Here is a 16511-nt window from a genome sequence, read left to right as displayed (position 1 = left end):
CGGCGGGTTACGCTGCGCTAACCCGCCCTACGCCTGTCTGCGTCGGTGCGCCTTGCCAGAACCGCTGCGCGCCATTTTGCGGACGTTTTTCGCCTGTCTTGCACCGCTGATGTTCAGCGTGTCGCTGGCCCACGCTACCCCCGAGCCCGTCAGCATTCCCGCTGGCGGCCTCTCCTCCTCGCCAGCGCCACTCGTTGCCCACCTGTTCCAGCCCGATGCGCCCGGCCCGCACCCGGCCGTGGTGATGGTGCATGGCTGTGGCGGCGCCTACGCCAAGGACGGCGCGCTGAATGCCCGCCATCAAATGTGGGGCGAATACCTCGCCAGTCAGGGCTATCTAGCCTTGATGCTGGACAGCTTCAGCTCGCGTGGTCTGAAACAGATTTGCACCCAGAAATACAGCGAGCGCATGCTCAAGGAAGCCGATCGCGTTGGCGATGCTTACGCCGCACTGAGCTGGTTGCGCCAGCAGTCCGGCATTGATGCCATGCATATCGGTTTGCTCGGCTGGTCGCATGGTGGCGGCGTGACGCTGGATGTGATTCGGCGCAAGCCCGCAAATATGCTTGAAGGTTTCAGTGCTGCGGTGTCTTTCTATCCCGGCTGCACGACGCGCAACAAAAAGGCGGCAAGCTTCAAACCGTACGCGCCGCTGCTGATCCTGATCGGCGAAGCCGACGACTGGACGCCAGCCGCATCCTGCGTCGCGCTGACCAATACTGCTCGCGCGCAAGGCGCCGTGATGCAGATCGTCACTTATCCTGGCGCGTATCACGACTTCGATCATCCCGGCCTCAGCAAGATCCGTCTGCGCGCCGATGTGCCTAACGGCGTAAATCCGGGCAAGGGCGTGCATACTGGCCCCGATCCCGTGGCACGCGAGGACGCCAAGCGCCGTACCCTTGAATTCTTTGCCGGGCAGCTCAAATGATTTCCGCCAATACGCCCGAAAACATCCGCCGCGCCGCCGAACTGCTGCGTGCTGGCGAACTCGTCGCCTTGCCGACAGAAACCGTTTACGGCCTCGGCGCTGATGCCGCCAACGAAGCGGCCGTGGTCAAGATTTTCGCCGCCAAGGGCCGCCCGGCCGATCATCCGCTGATCGTGCATCTGGCCGACCGCGAGCAGATCACCGAGTGGGCGCGCGAGATTCCCAAGGAAGCCATCGCCTTGGCGCGCGCCTTCTGGCCGGGCCCGCTGACCCTGATCCTGAAGAAGGAGGCCGATGTCTCCGACGTGGTTACCGGCGGGCAGGACACGGTCGGCCTGCGCGTGCCGGATCATCCGGTGGCGCTGGAATTGCTGCGTGCCTTCGGTGGTGGCGTGGCCGCGCCCTCGGCCAATCGTTTCGGCCGGATCAGCCCGACCACTGCGCAGCACGTCTGGGAAGAACTCGGCGAATCTGTCGCGATGATTCTGGAGGGCGGCGCCTGCGACGTGGGCATCGAATCCACAATTCTTGATCTGTCGCGCGGCGAACCGGTGATTTTGCGCCCCGGCATGATCGGCCGCGCGGCGATTGCGGCGGTCATAGGCCGGCAGCCACGCCTGAAACACGAAGCTGAAAGCGCGCCGCGCGTGTCTGGTGCACTGGCGGCGCACTACGCGCCGCGCACACCGATGCGCATGGCCTTGCGTGCCGAAATCGCAGCGGCTGCGGCCGATTGCGCCGTGCTCAGCCACGCCGGCGAAAGCGATCCCGGCCGCTACGCCATGAGCATTGATGCGCCGTTTGATGCGCACGGCTACGCGCATGATCTGTACGCCAATCTGCGCGCGCTGGATGCCAGCGGCGCCCGCGAAATCCTGGTCGAAAGCCTGCCGGATGACAGCGAATGGGATGCGGTACTTGACCGCCTCGGGCGCGCGGTGGTGGGCTCGGGTGCCGAGGATGATGAGACCTGACTTCTTTGCAGGTTCAGTCACTCACGAAGTAAGCTCAGGAGGAATGTCCACATGATGCGACTTGAGCTGCCTTCGGATAAAGACCTGCTTGCCGCTGTTGGGGAGTTGACTCTGCGACATGAACACTTGGATCACATCCTTCGGATGACGGTGCGAGCACTTGAGGGACGGGAGATTGACGAGATTCTCAATGACAGGAGTCTTCGGTCATCCGCCAGTCTTCGCAAGGGAATAAAGAAACAAGGGCAGAAATTTCTTGGTAACGGAGAGGACTTTTCAGTCCTTTGTTCCTTGTTGGGTCGGTGCGAACTAGTCTCCAATGAGAGAAATGAGTTCGTGCATAGCGTTTGGGTAGAAGAGCTGGATAGAGACTCTGCTCGCCGCTACGAAAGTGGAGAATGGCAAGCACTTCCCAAAGCAGTCGAATTGCACGGGCTTAGTGAGCGGATACGGTTGCTGGTGCAGGAATTGATTGCGTCAAGATTTGACGAAGGAGTCTTGGCCGACGTAATCAAGCAGGCTCAAATAGCGCGAGCATCAAAAGCCTAGAGCGCCTGCACTTTCCCCGCCTCAAACAGACCGTCGCGATAATCCTGCAGGGTCTGCTGGATTTCAGCTGCCGTGTTCATCACGAAGGGGCCATACTGGGCGATCGGTTCGTTCAGCGGCGCGCCGGCAACGAGAATCACGCGCGCATCCTCTGCCGCTTCGATCACCACGCCTCGCGCACCGTCATTGGCCAGAATCGCCATGAAGCGATCTGCCACGACCTTGCCCGCCACCGTCACTTCGCCGCGATAGGTGTACAGAAAAGCGTTGTGCCCGGCCGGGATGGCCTGCGCGAAACGTGTGCCAGCCGGCAGATGCACATCCAGATACAGCGGTTCAGTGTCTGGCCGTTGCACCGCGCCCGCCGTGCCTTGGCTCTCGCCGGCGATCACGCGCACCGTCACCCCTTCCGGCGTGGTGAACTCGGGGATCGCTGCGCTGGGGATGTCGCGGTAGTAGGGTGCGATCATCTTGTTCTTCGCCGGCAGATTCACCCACAGCTGAAAGCCTTCCATCAGGCCTTCTTCCTGCTCGGGCAATTCGGAATGAATCAGGCCGCTGCCCGCGGTCATCCATTGTGCGCCGCCGGGGCCGAGCAGGCCGGCATTGCCGGCGTTGTCGTGATGACGCATGCGCCCGGCGAGCATGTAGGTCACGGTCTCGAAACCGCGATGCGGGTGATCGGGAAAACCACCGATGTAATCGTCCGGATTTTCGTTGCGGAAAGCGTCGAGCATCAGGAAGGGATCGAGGCGGCGCTGCAGGTCCTGCGTCAGCACCCGCGTGAGTTTCACCCCGGCACCGTCGGACGTGGCCCGCCCGGCTACGAGGCGCTCCACGCCTCGCGATGCGAAGGGGGTGGCTGAGGTTTTCTGAATTTGGGTCATGGAACGATCCTTGGGTTAGGAACTGGGAACTGAGGACTGGGGCAGAGTGGTCGGAGAGCCGCGCCTGTCAATCTTCTTCGGCATGCCTGCCCGAAGAAGCAATGCCCGCGCGGCGCTACAAGCATGCCCCGTAGAGCCTGCCATCGACGTGATCGGGGGAGCTAGCGCAGCTGGCGATCCACGTCGGCAATCGCCAGCTGCGCTAGCTCCTACGCCACCCTCCCGAAGCACTGCGCCTGTATTGCCTCTGCAACACTCCTGCCCGAAGAATCAATACCTGCGAGGCTCTGCAAGCACGCCCACTCAGTCCTCAGCACTCATTGCTCAGTCCTCTGCCGCAGGCAGCTGGCTATACCAGTGCGGCGATCTCGGCTTCCGCATCAGCCAAAGCCTTGGCCGCCGGCTCTTCGCCCATCGACAGGCCTTCGGCATGAATGAAGGTGATGTCGCTCAGGCCGAGAAAGCCGAGCACGTTCTTCAGGTACGGCGTCTGCGCATCGGCCGGGGTGTCGCGGTACAGGCCGCCACGTGCCAGGGCCAGATACACCTTCTTGCCCTTGAGCAGACCTTCCGGGCCTTTCTCGGTATAGCGGAAAGTCACGCCCGCCTTGGCGATCGCGTCGATCCAGGCCTTCAGCTGCACCGGTACGCCGAAGTTGTACATCGGCACGCCAATGACGATGGCGTCTGCAGCCTGCACTTCGGCGATGGTTGCGTCGTCGATGGCGGCACGCGCGGCTTGCTCGGGCGTACGTGCCTCGGCCGGGGTGAAGATCGCGCCCAGCGCGGCTTCGTCGAGGATCGGCTGCGAGCCGGTTTCACGCACCGTCAGCGTGGCGCTGGGGTCGAGTACGCGCAGGCGGGTCACGATGCTGCTGGCCAGACGGGTGGAGGCGGAAGCGGCGCCGCGGACGCTGGAATTGATTTGCAGAATGTTCATGATGTATCTCTTAGGGGTTGGGGGGAGGGAGTGACGCCACTGTATTCTTCTCACCAAAGCATCAGAAGCCCACGGAATGGATAGTATTGTTCCGTTTATGGAACAATTCGTCTTAGCTGCGAGTTCAGTCGCATGCCGCGTTTTCCTGGCCGACTGAAGGCTCTCTTGAGCTTGTCGAAGGGTCGGCCCTAGGAAAGCAGTTTTGGTAATCCAGACGAACTCACGGGCAATGAGTGCCCCGGAACTCCCACACCGACCATGAACCTCGACGCCAACGACCTCCTGCTCTTCGCCCGCATCATGGATGCCGGTAGCTTCTCGCTCGCGGCGGAGCGTGCCGGCCTGCCCAAATCCACCGTGTCGCGGCGCATCACCGCGCTGGAGGCGCGCCTCGGCGAGCGCCTGCTCACGCGTAGCACGCGGCGTCTGGCGCTGACCGAGTTCGGCACGGAAATCCTCGAGCATGCGCGTCGCCTGCAGGAAGAAGCCGAGGCCGTCGCCGCCTATGCCCAGCATCGCCAGGCTGCCGTGCGTGGGCGCTTGCGCGTGTCGATGCCGGCGGATTTCGGCGAGTGGATTCTTGGCCCGCTTTTTCTGCAGTTCGCCGCCAGCTATCCGGAGGTGAAGCTGGAGCTGGACCTGTCGCCGCGTCGCGTCGATCTGATTGGCGAGCAGTTCGATCTGGCCCTGCGCGTTGCTGCGCGTCTGCCCGACGACACCACTCTGGTCGCGCGCCGCCTGTGCGATCTGTGCAGCGGCCTGTATGCCAGCCCGGCCTACCTCCGGCAGTTCGGCACGCCGCAACACCCGGACGAGTTGATGCGCCACACCGCCCTGCAAATCATCGGCAGCAGCGGCGAGGCTCAGCGCTGGCGCCTCAGCAAGGGCAAAGACGTGTGGGAAGACCTGCCGGCCGGCCCGCTCGCCGCCAACTCGGTCAGCCTGCTGCGCCTGCTCGCCACGCATGGCTTGGGCATCGCTGGCCTGTCCGAAGGTTTTGTCGCCAGCGCGGTGGCTGACGGCCTGCTCGTGCGCGTGCTGCCGGAATGGCAACTCCCCATCATGACGGTGTGGGCCGTCATGCCCGGCCGCCGCCTGATCCCGGCACGCACGCGGGTGTTTCTGGCTGCGCTGGAGAGTGTGCTGGCGCCCGCCTGACAGGAAAAAAGGGCGGGTTATACGGCAAGAACCAAAGCCGTTCTACAATCAGAAAGACATGGAGCCACAACTACGATTTAGAAGAGATGCTCTCGCGGCAGTCCCGTCGCAATCGCTGATTCTCGGATCCGAGGTAGGTGTGAAAATTCGAATCTTCCTGACCGCTTTGCTTGCCGTAGCCCCACTTCCGCTCTTGGCGCAAGACAGGGTGGTGACGATTTATACCTACGAGCGCATGCCATTTTTCGGTCAGATTAATACCGATGCCGAAGGCTTCATCAATCAGATTACCCGGCTTATATTCGAAGACGCAAAAGTCCCCTATGTGTTCAAGAAAGTCCCGGTCAGCCGCATCTTTGCGACACTTGCGCAGCCAGGAATATCCTGTGTCGCAGGGGCCTTCAGGACACCTGAACGCGAGCAAACTTATCTCTTTTCGTCGGATTACATTTATCAGGACAGCTCGCCCCGCTACTTGATCCGCAGCGCTGACCAAGCGCACTATGCTTCGATCAAAAACATCAAAGACTTGCTCACATCAGGCAAGACGGTGGGGCTAGCGGAAAAATATTCCTACGGGACCTGGATTGACGAAAACGTCAAACTCTACAATCCGCCTACCACGGTAGTGAATATTGGCGACAATCAAAGTGCTTTTATGCAGATGCTGGTGCTCAAGCGCTTCGACTATGTTTTTGCAAGTGGTGAGGAGGCTTCCTACAACCTCAGGAAAAACCCGGAGTTCCGCGCAGCCATCAGCGTCAAGATGCTTGCCGATACCCCAACGGCAGGGAACATTCGCTGGATCATGTTCAGCAACAATTTTCCTCCGGATTTGCGCGAGCGCATCGACAAATCGATACCCAAGGTTAAAAAAAGCAAAGCCTATCGGGATATTGTCGTCGGGCTTACCAGGTAAAGTTCCTCAAACCGAATGCAGGTGCAATTTGCCGAGCATTCAGCCAGCATCATCCTTTGCATCGGGCGACGCCAAGGCATTTTTACCTTCGACTCATCCCAGTTACAACTTTGCACCACCTGAAAAGCCGCACCCCGCCTGACTTTGCAATTGTCCTGTCCGCGTAAGTCCGCCCGACGCGCCTCTTCGGGCACGTATGGCGGTAGCGCAATAAAAAACGCCCGGTCTCCGTGAGGAGCCGGGCGTTCTTATTGCGTCTGCGCAGATGCTTAACAGCGGCCCTTTTTGGCCTGACCCGGTGGGCAGTGACTGCCGTTCTTGCCACGGCCGGTATAGTATTTTTTTCCACGCGGGCCGCCGTGCTTCTTCCAGTAGCTGGGCTCGCGATACGCGTCACCGTCCCAGTAATAGCCGCGACTGTCCTGGCTGCCGAAGGTCACGGTAACACCAGGCGCCTGTACCCGGATGTTGCCGATATCGATATTGACGTCAGCCGCTTGCGAGAGCATCGGGCAAGCCAGCATCGCTGTAGCAAGAATGAGTTTTTTCATATTCAGCCTGTTTTGGTGAAGGGGGAAAACTGATTGTAGTCATTGTCCCGTTTGAAAGCGGAGATCAATCCTTGATGGGGTCACCGTTCAAGTGAATGATTGTGACGCGCCGTGGGGCAAGACGGCTTTTCTGGCTGCATTCGCATTTGTCACCCCGCACCGCGCGTCCCATACTGGGCTTCTCCCCTTTTCAATCCCGTCGCCCGCGCGGCAGTCCATCAAGGAGTTCTAAGCATGCGTTACAGGAAGTTCGGCAATACCGGCCTGTTTGTGTCGGAGCTGTGTCTGGGCACGATGACCTTTGGCGGCGCAGAGGGCGAGATGTGGGGCCACATCGGCCGTTTGCAGCAGAATGATGCCGAAGCGCTGATCGGCCGGGCGCTGGACGCCGGGATCAATTTCATCGACACCGCTGACGTGTATTCGGAAGGCCGCTCTGAAATCATGACCGGTCAGGCGCTTAAGAATCTGAAGGTGCCACGCGAGAACGTGGTGGTGGCGACCAAGGTGTTTGGCGAATCCGGCACCAAGGGCGTGAATTCACGCGGCATGTCGCGCTATCACATCATCGATTCGCTCAAAGCCAGCCTAACGCGCCTGCAACTGGATCATGTGGATCTGTACCAGATTCACGGTTTCGACGCGGCCACGCCGATTGAGGAGGCGCTGCGTGCGCTCGACGACCTGGTGCGCCAGGGCCATGTGCGCTACATCGGCGTATCGAACTGGGCGGCCTGGCAGATCGCCAAGGCGCTGGGGGTTTCGGAGCGTCTGGGCCTGGCGCGCATTGATTCGCTGCAGGCGTATTACACGATTGCCAGTCGTGAGCTGGAACGCGAAATCGTGCCGATGCTGCGCAGTGAAAGCGTCGGTCTGATGGTCTGGAGCCCGCTCGCCGGCGGCTTGCTCAGCGGCAAGTACAGCCGCGACATGCAGGCCGAGGCTGGCAGCCGCCGCACGACTTTCGATTTCCCGATTGTGAACAAGGAGCGCGCTTTCGATTGCATCGACGCAATACGCCCGATTGCCGCCGCACGCGGGGTGTCGGTGGCGCAGATCGCCCTGGCCTGGTTGCTGAACCAGCCGGTTGTGAGCAGCGTGATCGTCGGCGCCAAGCGTGTCGATCAGCTCGACGACAACCTTGCCGCCAGTGGCCTGCGCCTCACGGCTGAGGAACTGGCGACGCTGGATGCGGTGAGCGCGCTGCCGCCCGAGTACCCTGGCTGGATGCTGGAGCGGCAGGGCGGCTACCGGCGCCAGCAATTGGCGGATTCCGGCCCCGCCTGAGGCTTTAGTATCAAAGAAAACGCCCGGTCTCTTCGCGAGCCGGGCATTTTTGCTGATTGATGCTCTTCAGCCGTGCCGGATGAAGTCATGGGTCGCCAGTGCTGAGTGCCCGGAAGCAGGGGTAATTTGGCGAGCTCCTGAGGCGTATGATCCCATGGCATTGACACTCTGCCTGGCTGCCCCGCGCCCACGCTGTTCACTTCACATCGGACCTTATAAAATGCACAACGCCGAGCTTGCCGCCCACATCAGCGCATTGTCAGACGAGGATCTGACGAGTCGCGTCGCGAGTGGTGGATTCACAGACGTCGCGCAGGATCTGGCGCTGGCCGAGTTGACGCAGCGTGGGCTGCCTATTCCGGCGCTGAACGTTAGCGGCGCTGATGAGGAACCTTACCTGGGCGATATGCTCATCCTCGAGCGTGATTTGGCGCCAACCGATGCGCATATCGTGTGCTCGCTCCTGAATTCAGCGGGCATCGCCGCCAGCGCGGGAGACACGAATCTGGTCCAGGCTCACAGCCTGCTCGCCATCGCACTGGGCGGCGTCAGGATTCGTGTCCCCGCATCGCAGCTGGAGGACGCCAAGGCGCTGCTGGCGGCGTACGAGCGTGGCGAGTTTGCCTTGGGCGATGATTGCGATGTCGAGTCGCCTGAGGCCTGAGAGGTCTGCAAGCGGGCTTGGCCCGGCGGGAGCTGATGGCCGAAAATCCGCGCTGCGCTTCACTCTGCAGGCATATCGTGTGTAGAGCCTTGTGGTACGCGGCTCTGCGGGCAGGCTGATCTTTGCTTGAGGCCGGGCGTCAGGCTCGCTACCATCCCGGCATGTGCGCGGCGGCACCGCTGCCTGGAAATGGATACGAACATGTCAATAGTGTTTTCGGTTACGGGACGTGAAACCCACAAACTGCTGACGGTGCCGCTGGGCTGGCGCCATGATCAGGGCAGCGAGGTGGCGCTGGTCGAGTGCGATTGCTTTGCCATCGGTCTGATTCGTGCCGGTTCGGTGGTGCTGGCGTTTGATGACAAGGTAGTGCCGGTGGCGGCGCCGGCGATTTTCATCCTGGATGAACGCACCCGGCCGGTGTTGCGCAATGCTCATGCCTTGCAAGTCAGTACCTTGTACTTCAATCCGGCTTACATCAACGACGCGCTGCAGCCTTGCGTGCTGCATGACGAAGCGGCGCGACGCGCGCTGGCGGGTTCGACCAAGCAGGATTATTTCCTGCTCGAACCCTTCATCAAGCAGTCCGGCGCGCGGGGCGTTTTCCCGCTGCCCGCGCATCTGGCCGGGCAGGTGGCGAGCTTGCTGGATGCGATCATCACCCAGGCTGGCGAGCAGCCGGACAAGTACTGGCCCTGTCGCGGCCGCTCCTTCCTGATTGAACTGCTGTTCCAGCTGCGTCTGCTGCAGGGCGATGCGGCGCCTGCGCTGGCCTTGCCGGTGATGCCGGAGGATGCGCGCACGAGCCGCATCGAACGGGCGCTGAGCTATGTGCAGGAGCGCTACCAGCAGGAATTCACGCTGGGCGATCTGGCCCGCAGTTGCGCCACCAATCGCACCACGCTGAACAGCGAGTTCCGTGCCGCCACCGGCATGACCGTGCGCGCCTACACGATTGCACTGCGCATGAAGATGGCTGCGGCCTTGCTGCGGGATACGAAGATTCCGGTCGCTGAAGTGATGACGCGCGTCGGCTATGGCAACCAGAGCCATTTCACGCGGGCCTTTCATCAGAGCATCGGGGATACGCCGCGCGCCTATCGCGAGAAAAACATCATTTTCTGAGGCCTCTTTGCGCGGATTGCAGATCCGCACAAAGAACTTGTTGTTGGCCCGTATCTAGGGTTTACCCGCAGGACTAAGCTGAACTCATCCAGATCACATCACGAGGAGTCAGCCATGAAAACCCTGCATTCGTCCCGCCCTGTCCGGTTTGCCGGCTTCGCCCTTTCCGCCCTGCTGGTGCTGTACACCGGCCTGTGTTCCGCTGCCAGTTTCAAGGGGCAGGCGGAGTTTCCGCTGTGGGGCGATCAGGCCGCGCCCGCCACCAACGGCGTCAAGCTCGAAGAAAAATGGACCGACGTCAGTAGCAACAAACCCTTCGAGCAGGAGCCTGAAGTCGCCGGCATCTCCACGCCGACGCTGAGTGTCTTCGTGCCGCGCAGCCCGAATGGCGCAGCAATGATCGTGATTCCCGGCGGCGGCTACAGCAAGCTGTGTTTCGGCAAGGAAGGCGTGGAAATCGCGCGCTGGCTCAATTCGCTGGGCATCACGGCCTTCGTGCTCAAGCATCGCTTGCCTGTCGAGTGGCCCACAGGTGTTGGTCGCCACATGCCGCTGCAGGATGGTCAGCGCGCCGTGCGTCTGCTGCGCGCCCATGCGGCCGACTGGAATCTTGATCCGCAGCGCATCGGCGTGATGGGCTTCTCGGCCGGCGGTCATCTCGCTGCCCTGCTGGGCACGGCCTGGAAGCAGAAGAGTTATGAAGCACGCGATGCCATCGATGCGCTCAGTGCGCGTCCAGATGTCATCGTGGTGGCCTACGGGGTGTTTGATTTTGCTGGCCGCACGCTGCCGGCCAAGGCTAGCGAGGGCGCCCTGGCGATCCACGATTATCCGGCCGTGCCGGCGGCTGATTCTTCGCCCGCTTTCATAGTCGCGGCGGATGACGATCCCAAGGTCAATACCGAGCAGAGCGCGCGTTTCTACGCTGCGCTGCATAACGCGAAAGTGCCCGCCGAGTTGCACATCTATCGAGGCGGCGATCACGGCTTCGCGCTGCGCAAGAACAACGCCCTGCCGGTTGCCGACTGGGCCCGCCAGAGCCTGGAGTGGATGCGCGCCAGTGGCTTCGTGCCGCGCTGAGGCCTGGACTGTACGGGTCGCGGCCTGCGCTGTGGCCCATCCTTCACTTGTTTGAGGAGAACGACATGAAAACCCGAATCTTCGTCACCGTGTGCGCTTTGCTGTCCTGCCTGTCACTGCCCGCCGCCGCATCCGGCATGCATCCCTGCCGCGTGCAGCAAGGCGTCTGGAACTGCGTGCTGCATGACGTGTCGATGCTGCGTCTGCTCGCCAATCCGGCCGAGTTCGATGGCAAGCGCGTCCGCACGGTCGCCTGGCTGGATCATGCTGACGGCAAGGATATGGCCTTCCTGCATCGCGAGGATCAGCAGGCCCAGTTGCTACGTCACGCCTTGCAACTGCGCGGCATGTCGGCAAGCGAATGCCACAGCGGCCACTACGTTACCCTCGAAGGCGTGTTTGCCCTGCCTGATCAGTCCCGCTGGCAGCCGGATTCCCGCGCGCAGGACGGTTGCCTGACCTGTCAGTACTCCGCACCCGACAGCACCTGGTTGCTACCGGTGGGTGGATCGCTGGATGTGGTTCGCTGCATGCCCAGACCGTGAATGGCTTGAGAGCCGCTTTTGGTCTAGCTCTCCGGCAGGTCTTCTCGTAGAGCTATATGCAGAAAGCCTCTGTAGGTACAGTGCTTGCAGAGGCTTGCTGGGTGCGGATCTTGAGACGGTGGCTTAGCCGCTGTTGCGCAGCCCGGCCGCCACGCCGTTGATCGACAGCAGGATGCCGCGGCGCACGCGGTCGTCGCTGTCGCCCTCGCGGTAGCGGTGCAGCAGCTCGACCTGAACGTGATTGAGCGGATTCAGGTAGGGCAGGCGGTTGCGGATCGAGCGCGCCAGCAGCGGGTTGCCTTCGGTGAGTTCTTTCTGGCCGGTGATGCTCAGCAACACTTCCAGAGTGCTTTCCCACTCGGCCTTGATGCGCGAGAAGATGGCATTGCGCAGGGCTTCGTCCTGAACCAGTTCGGCATAGCGCGAGGCGATGGCGATGTCGCTCTTGGCCAGCACCATGTCCATGTTGGCGAGCTGGGTGGCGAAGAAGCTCCACTCGCTGTGCATGGCTTGCAGGCGCTGCATGCCGGTTTCACCGTGCTTGGCGACATAGGCTTTGACGGCGGCGCCGAAGCCATACCAGCCCGGCAGCATGACGCGGGACTGAGCCCAGGAGAAGACCCAGGGAATCGCGCGCAGGTCGTCGATGGCGGTGCTCTTCTTGCGTGAGGCGGGACGCGAGCCGATGTTCAGGTTGGCGATTTCCGAGATCACGGTAGATTCCCAGAAATAGGTTTCGAAGCCCGGGGTTTCATACACGAGATTGCGGTAGGCCTTGAAGGCAAAGTCCGAGAGCTCGTCCATGGTCTCCAGATACTCGGGGCGCGGCGCGGCCTCCGGGTGCGCCAGCAGCGTGGCTTCCAGCGTGGCAGCGGCGAGCACTTCGAGATTGCGCCGACCCACTTCCGGATTGGAGTACTTGGAGGCGATGACTTCGCCCTGCTCGGTCAGACGGATCTGGCCCTGTACGGCGCCGCCCGGCTGGGCGAGGATGGCCTGATAGCTGGGGCCACCACCACGACCGACCGAACCGCCGCGGCCGTGGAACAGGCGCAGACGCACGCCGTGTTTCTTGAACACGCCAATCAGCTGGATTTCAGCCTTGTAGAGTTCCCAGCCGGAGGTGAGGAAGCCGCCGTCCTTGTTCGAATCCGAATAGCCGAGCATGCATTCCTGCGCTTCGTCACGCGAGCTGACCCAGGCGCGGAAGGCCGGGATGCTGAAGATGCGATCCATGATGCCGGCGGCGTTCTGCAAATCGCCGATGGTTTCGAACAGCGGGATGATGTTGATGTCGAGCGCCGCCTCGTGCGGGCGCAGCAGGCCGACTTCCTTCAGCAGTACGGCCAGTTCCAGCATGTCGGAGACGCCATCGGTCTTGGAGATGATGGCGTTCTGTACGCAGCATTTGCCGTAGGTGCGTTGGGCTTCGGCGATGGCGCGGAAGATGGCCAGCTCGCCGCTGGTTTCTTCCGAGTAGCTCACACAGGGCGACGCCAGCGGCCGTGGCGTGGCCAGCTCCTGCAGCAGGATGGCGATGCGGCCTTCTTCGTCCTGAGCCAGATAGGCTGTGCCGGGGTGCACGGCTTCGAGCAGCTCGGCGACGGTGCGTTCATGGACGTCGGAGTTCTGACGTACGTCGATGCTGGCCAGATGGAAGCCGAAGACGTGGGCGGCGCGCTGAATTTCGCGCAATTTGCCGTGGGCCAGAGCGGGCGAGGTGTATTGCAGCAGCGAATCGTGGATGACGTCCAGATCGGCACGGAAGGCTTCGGCGCCGGGGTAAACGTCGGCAGCAACGCCGGGATTGCGCCCGGTCGGTTGCAGGCCGAAATGCAGTGCCGTGGCCCACAGGCGGGCATACACGCCGCGCAGGGCGCGTCGGTAAGGCTCGTCTTCGGTGTGCGCGCTGCGATGCGGGGAGCTGTCGGCCAAGGCCTGCAGCGCCGGACTCACGGCGACCAGGCCGCTGGACAGCGAGAGGCGGCTGGCCAGGCGCGAGATGTCGTCCAGATAGAAGTTGAACAGGGTCTGCGCCTGCATCTTGAGCGCCTGACGCAGGATGTCGGCGGTGACGAAGGGGTTGCCGTCACGGTCGCCGCCGATCCAGCTACCCATGCGCAGGAAGCTGGGCAGGTCAATGTGTTCGCCCGAGGTGCTGCGCACGCTGAGCATGTCTTCCAGGCGGCCGTAGAGACGCGGCAGTTCGCGCAGGAAGGTGTAGTCGTAGAAGGACAGGCCGTTGGCCACTTCGTCGATGACCGACAGCTTGGTCAGACGCAGCATGCGTGTTTCCCACAGCAGCAGGATTTCGCGGCTGATCGCCTCTTCGTTGTCGTCCTGTTCTTCGGGGGTGAGCTGCACGCGGTCGCGTTCGTCCAGCAACTGGGCGATGCGCAGCTGGCAGGTGAGGATGCTCTTGCGCTGCACTTCGGTCGGGTGGGCGGTCAGCACCGGGCGGATCATCGCGGTGTCGAAGAAGGCTTTGAGCTGCGCTTCGCTGATGCCGGCGTGGGCTGCCAGATTCAGCGCGTGGGCCATGCTGCCTTCGCGTGGTGCAGAGCCGGCCCGCAGGTGGGCACGCGAGCGGCGAACGTGGTGTTCGTCCTCCGCGATGTTCGAGAGCTGCGAGAAGTAGCTGAAGGCGCGGACCACGTTCAGGGTGTTTTCGCGCGCCAGCTCCTTGAGCATGCCTTCCAGTTCATGACGCGCCTCCAGATCATCGTCGCGGTGAAAGCGGACTGAAGTCTGGCGGATGCGTTCGATCAGGTCGAAAACTTCGGCACCCTCCTGCTGGCGCACGGTGTTGCCGAGGATGCGGCCGAGCATGCGGGTATCGTCGCGCAGCGGCGTGTCTTTGTCTTGATCGCTCGGGAAGTTTTGGCTGTTCATACGGGCTCTCGGGGCTGTCTGGTTTTTTGGGTAAGCCGGGAATATATCAGCCCGGCGGGCCGTCCGGGCGGCCGTGCTAACATCCTTGCTCGTGTTTAATAAGCAAGAGCCGTTCCGCCGGCTACCCACGCAGAATGCCGACATCCAGCCAAGCCCCGCTGCAAGCCCCTTCCCGCATTGTCATCGCTACCCGCGAGAGCCGCCTGGCCCTGTGGCAGGCCGAGCACGTCAAGGCGCGCCTTGAGGCGACCTGGTCGGGCTGTCAGGTCGAGCTGTTGGGCATGACCACGCGCGGCGACCAGATTCTCGACCGTTCGCTGTCCAAGGTCGGTGGCAAGGGGCTTTTCGTCAAGGAGCTGGAACAGGCCTTGGCCGATGGTCGCGCCGACATCGCGGTGCATTCGATGAAGGATGTGCCCGCGCAGATGCCCGAGGGCTTTGCGCTGATCGCCACGCTGGCGCGCGAAACGCCGCTGGATGCCTTCGTCTCGAACCGCTACGAAAGCCTGGCCGACATGCCACCGGGCACCGTGGTCGGCACCTCCAGCCTGCGCCGCGAAGCCCAGCTCCATGCCCTGCACCCCTATCTGGGCGTGCTGCCCTTGCGCGGCAATCTGGATACGCGCCTGAAGAAGCTCGACGAAGGTCAGTACGACGCGATCATCCTCGCCGCCGCGGGCCTCAAGCGCCTCGGTCTGGCATCGCGGATTCGCTGCGAGTTGTCGGCCGAGGATAGCCTGCCGGCCGCCGGGCAGGGCGCGCTGGGCATCGAAGCCTGTATCGACCGGCCCGAAGTGGCGGCCTGGCTGGCGCCGCTGATTGATCCGGTCACGACCGCCTGCGTGACCGCCGAGCGCGCGCTGACGCATGCCTTGCAGGGTGGCTGCGATGTGCCGATTGGCGCCTTCTGCGAGCCGCAGGCCGATGGCAGTTTGAGCATGCGCGCCTTTGTGGCCAGCCCGGATGGGGCGACCATCGTGTGCAGCGCCGGGCAGGCGGCTGCGGCGGAGGCCGAAGCGCTGGGGCAAAGGCTGGCGGCGGACCTGCTGGCGCAAGGCGCGGCGGCGATTCTTGCAGCGTTGCGGGAACTCTGATGCTTCCGCTGGCCGGGCGCTGCATCGTCATGACGCGGCCCGCCGGGCAGGCCGAGGGTCTGGCGCGCGAGTTGCAGGCGCTCGGTGCCGAGGTGCTGAATTTCCCCGTCATCGCGATTGAGGCGGCCGATCCGGCGCCGCTGCGCGCGCTGGATCTGGCCGATTTCGATCTGGCCTTCTTCGTTTCACCGAATGCCGTCGAGCAGGCATTTAAAATCCGCCTCCCTGAAGAGTGGCCCTCCGCCTTGCGTGTAGCCACGGTCGGTCCGGCAAGCGCGCGGGCATTGGCTCAGCAAGGCTATGCCTCTGTGATCAGCCCCCAGAGCGGCTTTGACAGCGAGGCGGTGTTGGCGCTGCCGGAGTTTTCTAGCGCAGCCGTGGCGGGCAAACGCGTGCTGCTGCTGCGTGGCGAGGGCGGGCGTGACTTGCTGGCGGATACACTGCGCGAGCGTGGCGCGATGGTGGAGCAAGTCAGCTGTTATCGACGCGTCTGTGCGCCACTCGACCCGGCCCCGCTGCTGGCGCGTTTTGCGCGTGGCGAGCTGGCCGCGCTGGTGTTCTCGGCCAGCGAAGGCCTGCGTTTCTTTCTGGAAATTAGCGGCGAGACCGGCCGCGAAATGCTGCGTGTCTTGCCCTGCTTTGCGCCGCATCCGCGCATCTGCGCGGCGCTGCAGGCGGCGGGTGCGCCCGCTCCGATCCTGACTGAGGCGGGGGATGTGGGGATTGCGACGGGGATTGCATCAGGTCTGGGTTTGTAGCGGTCGTGCCTTGAAGATGCGCGATGCGCCTGCCTCTTGCGGCAGGTGTGCTGCGGAGCCCCGCCGTAAGCGGTTCTTCGGGCCGCTGCCGCTTGTGAGCGCGTCACGCATGCAAATGCCCTGTTTCAGGCCCTGATTGATCGGTTAAACTTCGGCC

Annotated in this window: 16 protein-coding genes; 12 read left to right on the top strand and 4 right to left on the bottom strand. The window is 62.7% G+C overall.

The window, feature by feature from the left end:
- The first annotated feature begins 109 nt into the window (after positions 1-109).
- The 3 genes from ABXR19_RS08180 to ABXR19_RS08170 are packed head-to-tail and all read left to right on the top strand — an operon-like array spanning position 110 to position 2454.
- Entirely contained in the window at positions 110-931 is an 822-nt protein-coding gene (locus ABXR19_RS08180) for a dienelactone hydrolase family protein (protein ID WP_354600629.1), read from the top strand.
- On the top strand, positions 928-1905 hold the full coding sequence (locus tag ABXR19_RS08175; RefSeq protein WP_354600628.1) for an L-threonylcarbamoyladenylate synthase: 978 nt from the start codon (positions 928-930) through the stop codon (positions 1903-1905). Before ABXR19_RS08180 ends, ABXR19_RS08175 begins: the two co-directional genes overlap by 4 nt.
- A 51-nt stretch (positions 1906-1956) precedes the next feature.
- Complete coding sequence (locus tag ABXR19_RS08170; RefSeq protein ID WP_354600627.1) at positions 1957-2454, top strand: hypothetical protein; 498 nt, start codon at positions 1957-1959, stop codon at positions 2452-2454.
- On the opposite strand, the gene ABXR19_RS08165 is transcribed toward ABXR19_RS08170, so the two are convergent.
- Complete coding sequence (locus ABXR19_RS08165) at positions 2451-3341, bottom strand: pirin family protein (RefSeq protein ID WP_354600626.1); 891 nt, start codon at positions 3339-3341, stop codon at positions 2451-2453. The two genes, ABXR19_RS08170 and ABXR19_RS08165, sit on opposite strands and share 4 nt — an antisense overlap.
- 349 nt (positions 3342-3690) lie before the next feature.
- On the bottom strand, positions 3691-4281 hold the full coding sequence (locus ABXR19_RS08160) for an FMN-dependent NADH-azoreductase (RefSeq protein WP_354600625.1): 591 nt from the start codon (positions 4279-4281) through the stop codon (positions 3691-3693).
- 258 nt (positions 4282-4539) lie between these two features.
- On the opposite strand from ABXR19_RS08160, the gene ABXR19_RS08155 reads away from it, so the two are divergent.
- Entirely contained in the window at positions 4540-5439 is a 900-nt protein-coding gene (locus tag ABXR19_RS08155; RefSeq protein ID WP_354600624.1) for a LysR family transcriptional regulator, read from the top strand.
- Between the two features lie 58 nt (positions 5440-5497).
- Positions 5498-6358, top strand: coding sequence for a substrate-binding periplasmic protein (locus tag ABXR19_RS08150; RefSeq protein WP_354600623.1), 861 nt, complete (start codon positions 5498-5500; stop codon positions 6356-6358).
- A 269-nt stretch (positions 6359-6627) separates the two neighbouring features.
- Here ABXR19_RS08150 and ABXR19_RS08145 read toward each other — a convergent pair whose 3' ends face one another.
- Entirely contained in the window at positions 6628-6909 is a 282-nt protein-coding gene (locus ABXR19_RS08145) for a DUF2502 domain-containing protein (protein ID WP_354600622.1), read from the bottom strand.
- A 234-nt stretch (positions 6910-7143) separates the two neighbouring features.
- Between ABXR19_RS08145 and ABXR19_RS08140 the strand changes: the two genes are divergently transcribed.
- From ABXR19_RS08140 to ABXR19_RS08120, 5 genes are all read left to right on the top strand, one after another.
- Positions 7144-8196: an aldo/keto reductase gene (locus ABXR19_RS08140; RefSeq protein WP_354600621.1), complete on the top strand. Its 1053-nt coding sequence runs from the start codon at positions 7144-7146 to the stop codon at positions 8194-8196.
- A gap of 220 nt (positions 8197-8416) precedes the next feature.
- Complete coding sequence (locus ABXR19_RS08135; RefSeq protein WP_354600620.1) at positions 8417-8860, top strand: putative signal transducing protein; 444 nt, start codon at positions 8417-8419, stop codon at positions 8858-8860.
- 201 nt (positions 8861-9061) lie between these two features.
- Positions 9062-9985, top strand: a complete 924-nt coding sequence (locus tag ABXR19_RS08130) for an AraC family transcriptional regulator (RefSeq protein WP_354600619.1) — start codon at positions 9062-9064, stop codon at positions 9983-9985.
- Positions 9986-10099: 114 nt separating this feature from the next.
- Positions 10100-11065, top strand: coding sequence for an alpha/beta hydrolase (locus ABXR19_RS08125; protein ID WP_354600618.1), 966 nt, complete (start codon positions 10100-10102; stop codon positions 11063-11065).
- Positions 11066-11130: 65 nt separating this feature from the next.
- Positions 11131-11610, top strand: coding sequence for a hypothetical protein (locus tag ABXR19_RS08120; protein ID WP_354600617.1), 480 nt, complete (start codon positions 11131-11133; stop codon positions 11608-11610).
- A 123-nt stretch (positions 11611-11733) separates the two neighbouring features.
- Here ABXR19_RS08120 and ppc read toward each other — a convergent pair whose 3' ends face one another.
- Positions 11734-14502: a phosphoenolpyruvate carboxylase gene (gene ppc / locus ABXR19_RS08115; protein ID WP_354600616.1), complete on the bottom strand. Its 2769-nt coding sequence runs from the start codon at positions 14500-14502 to the stop codon at positions 11734-11736.
- Positions 14503-14636: 134 nt separating this feature from the next.
- On the opposite strand from ppc, the gene hemC reads away from it, so the two are divergent.
- Together hemC and ABXR19_RS08105 are read left to right on the top strand one after the other, a co-directional pair.
- Positions 14637-15596: a hydroxymethylbilane synthase gene (gene hemC, locus ABXR19_RS08110; protein WP_354600615.1), complete on the top strand. Its 960-nt coding sequence runs from the start codon at positions 14637-14639 to the stop codon at positions 15594-15596.
- A complete protein-coding gene (locus ABXR19_RS08105; RefSeq protein ID WP_354600614.1) occupies positions 15596-16354 on the top strand; it encodes a uroporphyrinogen-III synthase in 759 nt (252 codons plus the stop codon). The genes hemC and ABXR19_RS08105 overlap by 1 nt, the downstream gene beginning before the upstream one ends.
- The last annotated feature ends 157 nt before the right edge of the window (positions 16355-16511 follow it).

It is taken from the genome of Uliginosibacterium flavum, from assembly GCF_040566545.1.
Classification (GTDB): Bacteria; Pseudomonadota; Gammaproteobacteria; order Burkholderiales; family Rhodocyclaceae; genus Uliginosibacterium; species Uliginosibacterium flavum.
Note: the sequence above shows the minus strand (reverse complement) of the source record. Positions and strands in the feature narration are given on the sequence as shown.